This is a genomic window from Streptomyces niphimycinicus, from assembly GCF_018883605.1.
Classification (GTDB): Bacteria; Actinomycetota; Actinomycetes; order Streptomycetales; family Streptomycetaceae; genus Streptomyces; species Streptomyces niphimycinicus.
The window spans coordinates 1-6731 of the sequence record NZ_JAHLEM010000326.1 but is presented as its reverse complement, the minus strand read 5'-3'; the positions used below and the strand labels follow the sequence as shown (position 1 = coordinate 6731).

General features: G+C 74.6%; 2 protein-coding genes. Both read left to right on the top strand.

The genetic code is table 11. From position 1 onward, the window contains the following. Nucleotides 1–171: SAM-dependent methyltransferase (locus KN815_RS27290; RefSeq protein WP_216344562.1), on the top strand; the 171-nt coding region annotated here is incomplete at its 5' end. A 318-nt stretch (nucleotides 172–489) separates the two neighbouring features. Continuing rightward, nucleotides 490–6731: condensation domain-containing protein (locus KN815_RS27285; RefSeq protein ID WP_216344561.1), on the top strand; the 6242-nt coding region annotated here is incomplete at its 3' end.

Below are 6731 nucleotides of genomic sequence, written 5' to 3'. Positions count from 1 at the left end.
ATGCCCATGCGGCTGCGCACCGAGGCCGAGGCCCAGCGGTTCTTCGACGGCCTCGACCTGGTGGAGCCCGGCCTCACCCAGGTCCACAAGTGGCGCCCGGACGGCACCTCCACCGAAACCATCAAGGACGAGGACATCGCCATGTACGGGGCGGTGGCCCGCAAGCCCTGAGGCGCTTTTCCTCCGGCGTCCGTCCTCCATGGGCCCGCCGGTACGGGCCGCCGCGTCATCGCGGCCCGCACCGGCGGGCCCTTGGCCGTGTCCGGGCCCGGGCGGAGGTATCCCGACGCCGACTTGGCCTGAACCGCACCCCTGCCACATTGCCATCCCTTTGCAGTGCCTTTACTCGACTGTTAGTCTCGGCGACCGGACAAGATCGGAGAACCGCCGACCGACATCCGTTCCCGAACCATCCGACGACCGACGCGATCGCCCTGTGAAGCCACTGCTACGTTGAGGTCGTCGCACGGCGACCGGGCGGGAAACACGATGGCCCTGGACGAACCGGGCACCGAACTCCCCGTTTCCGAGGCCCAGTCGGGCGTATGGCTGGCCGAGCGGTCCCGGCCCGACCTGTCCTCGCCCTATCTGTGGGGTGAATACACCGACATCACCGGAGCGCTCGACACCGACGTCCTCGTGGCCGCCGTACGGCAGGCCGTGCGCGAGACCGAAGCGCTGCACGTCCGCTTCATCGAGGCGCCGGACGGCCGGCCGGTCCAGCGCGTGACGAGCCCGCGCTCCACCTCCTTACCCGTGCGCGATCTGCGGCAGGAGACCGACCCGCACGCGACGGCCCTGACCTGGATGCGCGAGGAGCTGTCCCGGCCCGTCGACCTGGCCGAGGGCGAGCTGTTCGACGGCGCCGTCCTGCGGATCGCCGACCAGCGGCATCTGCTGTTCCACCGGGTGCACCACATCGCCCTCGACGGCTTCGGCATGACCCTCCTCTCGCGGCGCGTCGCCGAGCTCTACGACAGCCTCCTGTGCGGCGGCCCGATACCCGGGAACGGGTGGAGCCCGCTGCGCGCCGCCCTCGAGGAGGACCGCGCCTACCACGCCTCGCCACGGCGGGAAGCCGACCGGCGGTGGTGGCTCGGCCGGATGGAAGGGCGCCCGGAGTTCCTGAGCCTGGCCGCCCGCCCGGCCCCGGTGCCCGCGGGCTCGCTGCGGCGGACCAGCGTCCTGCCCGAGGCGGAGTTCGCACAACTGCGGTCGGCAGCGGGGGAGATGGGGCAGCGCTGGTCGCGGCTCGTGGTCGCCGCGGCCGCCGTCTTCGCCCACGCGATGACCGGCAGCCGTGACGTCGTGCTCAGCCTGCCGGTCACCGGACGGGTCGACGAGCAGAGCCGTCGCGTGCCCGGCATGGCGGCGAACGTGCTGCCCCTGCGCCTGCGGGTCGACCCCGCGGCCACCTTCGCGGACCTGGCGGCCCGCGCCGACGAGGAGATCGCCCTCGTCCAGCGGCACCAGCGCTACCGGGGTGAGCGGCTGCGCCGCGATCTGGGCTACCCCGAGGACGGCCGCCGCTTCTTCGGGCCCGTGCTGAACATCCAGCGCTTCGCCTACGGCCTGCGATTCGGATCCGCCACCGCCACCGTGCACAACGTCCAGGCGCCGCCCTCGGAGGACCTGTCCCTGGTGGCGTACGACCGTGGCGACGGACCGCTCACCATCGACGCCGACGCCAACCCGGCCAACCACTCCCCGGAGCTGCTGCGCGAGGCAAGTGAAAGGTTCCTGCGGGTGCTGCGCCAGGCCGCCGCCCGCCCGGGCCGGACCCGCGTGGCGCGCTATGCCATCACCTCGGCCGCCGAACGCGACCGGCTCCGGACGGCGGGCACCGGGCCGCGGCAGCGGACCACCGGCCCGGCGCGGACGGCCCTCGCGTGGTTCCAGGCCCATGTGGCCCGCGCCCCCGGGGCGTTCGCCGTGCGGTCCGCCGCGACCGGCGAGCGGCTCACCTACCGGGAACTCGACGCCCGGGCGGACACCCTCGCCGCCCTGCTGACCGCGGCGGGCGTCACCGCCGAGACACCGGTGGGCCTGCTCGTCGGGCGTTCGCCCGATCTCGTGGTCGCGGTGCTGGGCGTCGTCAAGGCGGGGGCCGCGTATCTGCCGCTGCACCGCGAGGACGGACGGGCCCGCCTGACCGCGATCGCCGCCGACGCGGGGGCGCGGTTCCTGATCACCGACGCCACCACCCGGGACGACGACATCGCCCTGTGGTTCCGCGCCCGGGGGCACCGCACCTTCGTCCTCGGCGATGAGCGACCCGCCCCGGAGCCTGGCGCGGAGGGCGTGGCCTCGTATCACCGCCCGGAGGTTGTGCCCCCGGAGCACGGTGCGGGGGCCGTGCCCCGGGATCACCGCCCGGCGGCCGTGCACCCGGAGCACGGTGCGGCGGCTGTGCCCCCGGAGCACGGTGCGGGGGCCGTGCCCCGGGATCACCGCCCGGCGGCCGTGCACCCGGAGCACCTCGTATGCGTGATGTTCACCTCGGGCTCGACCGGCGCCCCGAAGGGCGTGGCGATCACCCATGACAACCTCGTACGGCTCGCCGCCGACCGCTGGTGGACCGAGGGCGGCGCGGAGCGGGTGCTGCTGCACTCCCCGCATGCCTTCGACGCGCTCACCCTGGAACTGTGGGTGCCGCTGCTCACCGGTGGCGAGATCGTCATCGCGCCACCGGGCCGGATGGACATCGGTGTCCTGCGTGAGGTCATCGCCGCGCACCGCGTCACCGGCCTGTGGCTGACGGCGGGCCTGTTCGCGGCGGTCGCCGAGGAGGACCCCGGCTGCCTCGCCGGCGTCCGCCAGGTGTGGACCGGCGGCGATGTGGTCGCCCCCGAGGCCGTACGGCGCGTCCGCGCCACGCGCCCCGCCCCCGCCGTCATCAACGGCTACGGACCCACCGAGACCACCGTCTTCGCCACCCGGCACCCGGTGGACCACCTCCCGGCCGAGGCCACGTCGGTGCCGGTGGGCACCGCGCTCGACGGCACCGCGGTGCACCTCCTCGACGACGCGCTGCGCCCCGTCCCGCCCGGCGTCACCGGCGAGGTCCACCTCTCCGGGGCCAGGCTGGCGCGTGGTTACCTCGGTGCGCCGGCCCGCACCGCGGAGCGCTTCGTGGCCTGCCCGTTCGGCCCGCCCGGCGCCCGTATGTACCGCACCGGAGACCTTGCCCGCTGGAACCCGGACGGCACCCTGGAATTCGTCGGCCGTGCCGACAGCCAGGTCAAACTGCGCGGCTATCGCGTCGAACCCGGCGAGATCGACGACGCGTTGTGCCGCCACCCCGCCGTGACGCGCGCCGCCACCGTGCTCCGCGAGGACTGGCCGGGCGAGCGCAGGCTGGTGTCGTACGTCGTCACCGGGCAGGGGGAAGCCGTGCGGTCGGGAACCGTGCGGTCGGGAACCACGCGGTCGGGAACCGTGCGGTCGGGAACCGTGCGGTCGGGAACCGCACAACCCCACACCGTGTCCCCGGGCGTGGATGTGGACGTCGACGCGCTGAAGCGCCACGCCGCCGACCACCTGCCCGCGTTCATGGTGCCCTCGGCGATCGTCCCGGTCGCACGGCTGCCGCTCACCCGCAACGGCAAGCTCGACCGCGCCGCCCTGCCCGCCCCGCCCACCCCACGGCCCGACCGCGCGGCCCCGGACGGGCCCCGCACACCCGCCGAGGAGACGCTCGCCGCGCTGTTCCGCGAGGTGCTGGGCGAGCCGGACATTCCGCCGGACAAGGGCTTCTTCGCACTGGGCGGCGACAGCATCCTGGCGATCCACCTGGTCAGCCGGGCCAGGCGGGCCGGGCTCCCGCTCACCTCCCAGGACGTCTTCCGCCACCCCACGGTCGCCGAACTGGCCGCGGCGATGACCGACCGGCCGCTGCCGCCCACTGCCCCGAGCGAGGGCGGCGCGGACCCGGCGGTCGAGCCGACACCGGTGATGCACTGGCTGCGTGAACGTGGCGGCCCCATCACCGGGTTCGCGCAGTCGATGGCGCTGCGCACCCCCGCCGGGCTCGATGTGCCCAGGCTGCTCACCCTCCTCGAAGCGCTGCTCGACCGGCACGACATGCTGCGCCTCCGGCTGGTGGCGCGGGACGCCTCCTGGGAGCTGCGGACCGAGCCCCGTGGCCGGATCGCACTGGTCCGGCACGATGCGGCCGGTTGGGACCGGCAGGCGCTGGAGGCCGCCGTACGGGAGCACGCCGCGCGGGCCGGAGAGCGGCTGGACCCCGTGGCGGGGCGGGTCGTGCACGCGGAGTGGTTCGACGCCGGAGCCGATCGGCCCGGCACTCTCGTTCTCACCGTGCATCACCTCGCCGTCGACGGGGTGTCGTGGCGGATCATGCTCGACGACCTGCGCCACGGCTGGCGTGCGCTGGCCACCGGCCGGACCCCGGCACTACAGGCGGTCGGCACGGCGTTCGGGAGGTGGAGCCGGGCGCTGGCGGCGCATGCCCGGGGCGCGTCGGTCCTGGCCGAACTCCCGTACTGGACCCAGGTCGCCAACGCGGTGAGCCACCTCCGGGCCGAGCCGCGGCCGGACCCGGCGCGGGACACCGAGGCCACACGACGCCACCACACCCGCACCCTTCCGGCCGCGCTGACCGCGGCCCTGGCGGAGCGCGCCACTGCCGCGTTCGGCGCCTCGCTGAACGAACTGCTGCTGACCGCGTTCGTCCGGGCCGTCGCCGACTGGCGGGGCGCGGGTGAGACGGCCGTCGGCCTGGACCTGGAAGGCCACGGCCGGGAGGAGTTCGCCGCCGGTCTCGAACTGTCGCGTACGGTCGGCTGGTTCACCACCATCCACCCGTTGCTGCTCGACGCGGGGGACCGGGACACGCCCTGGGACGCTGCCGTGGCCCGGGTCCGCGCGGCACTGCGCGACGTACCGGCCCATGGCCTCGGCTACGGCCTGCTGCGCCATCTCAACCCGGAAACCGCCACCCGGCTGGCCGCACCGGCACCACCCCCGATCGCCTACAACTACCTCGGCCGGTTCGAGGCGGACGGCGAGCGGGACTGGAGCCCGGACGGGAGCGTCCTCGCGTCCAGCGCGTCGCCGGAGCTGCCGCTGGCGCACGCCGTCGAACTCGACTCCGTCATCGTCGACCACCCCGAAGGCCCCCGGCTCACCGCCATGTGGTCCTGGGCCGGTCGCCTGCTGGACGACGCGCGCATGGCGGACCTGGCGGGGCGCTGGTTCGATCACCTCGCGGCGCTGGCCGGCGCTGCGGACGAGCGACCCGCCGCACCCGCTCCGGCCGGGCGAACGGCGGTGGGGGAGCCAATCGCGGTGGGCGAGCGACCCGTGGCATCCGCGGCAGACCGTGCGGGCGAGGCGTTGCCGCTGGCGCCGCTCGCCCAAGGGCTGCTGTTCCACTCCCTCTACGATCGCGAAGAGAGGGACGAATACGATCGCGACGAGGGGGACGAATACGATCGCGACGAGGGGGAGGAAAGCGGCGCCGACGGCGGCGCGGACCCCTATCTCGTCCAGTTCGTCTTCGAGCTGACCGGCGAACTCGACGCCACAGCCCTGCGTGAGGCCCTGCGTGCGCTGCTGCGTCGGCATCCGAACCTGGCCGCCGGGTTCCGGTCGGACGCCGTCGGCAGGCCCGTGCAGGTGGTGCCGGACCGGATCGACGTTCCGTGGCGGGAGGAGCGGGTGGCGTCTCCCGCGGAGGAGGCCGCCTACCTCGACCGGGACCGGCGTCTGCGGTTCGATCTCGCCGACCCGCCCGCGCTGCGCGCCACTCTCCTACGGGCCGCCGAGCGGCGGCACGTCTTCGTGCTGACGGCCCATCACATCCTGCTGGACGGCTGGTCCTGGCCGATAGCGGTCCGGGAGCTCTTCACCCTCTACGCGGGCGGAACACTCCCGGCCGCCACGCCGTACCGCGCCTATCTGGACTGGCTCGCCACGCGCGACACCGAGGCCGAAGAGGCCGCCTGGCGCGGCGTTCTCTCCGGGCTGGACGGCCCCACCCTGGTCGGCGGGGAGCGGGGCCGGGGTAGCGCCGCCCACGGCCGGGCCGAGGCCGAGCTGGATGCCGCGGTGACGGACGAGCTGCGGCGGGCGGCCCGGGCGCACGGGCTGACCGTCAACACGCTCGTACGGCTCGGCTGGGCGATGCTGCTGGGTGCTCACGCCGGCCGTGACGACGTCGTCTTCGGTGCCACGGTCTCCGGCCGCCCGCCCGAGCTGCCCGGTGTGGAGAACATCGTCGGCCTGCTGATCAACACCATCCCGGTCCGGGTCCGCCTCGATCCTTCCCGAACCGTCGAGGAGACGCTGCGCGCGCTGCGGGATCAGCAGCTCGCCGTCGTCGAGCACCAGCACGCCGATCTCACCCGGCTCCAGCGGCTGGCCGGACCCGGCGCACTCTTCGACAGCCTGGTCGTGTTCGAGAACTACCCCCTGGACGCCGATGTCCTGCGGGACGTCGCGCCCGGCATCGAGATCACCGGGCTGCGGGTGCTGGACGGTACGCACTACCCGCTGTCGCTCATCGTCCTGCCCGGCGACGGAACGCGGCTGGGCCTGCGGCTCGACCACCACATCGGAGTCCTCGACGCGGACGCCGCCCGGCGCCTGCTCGACCGGCTGGGTGCGCTGCTCCGCCGTATCGCCGCCGCGCCCGGCGCCCGGCTCGCCGACATCGGCCTGCTGCTGCCGGACGAGCGGCCATACCCGGCCCCGGCCACCGGGCGGGC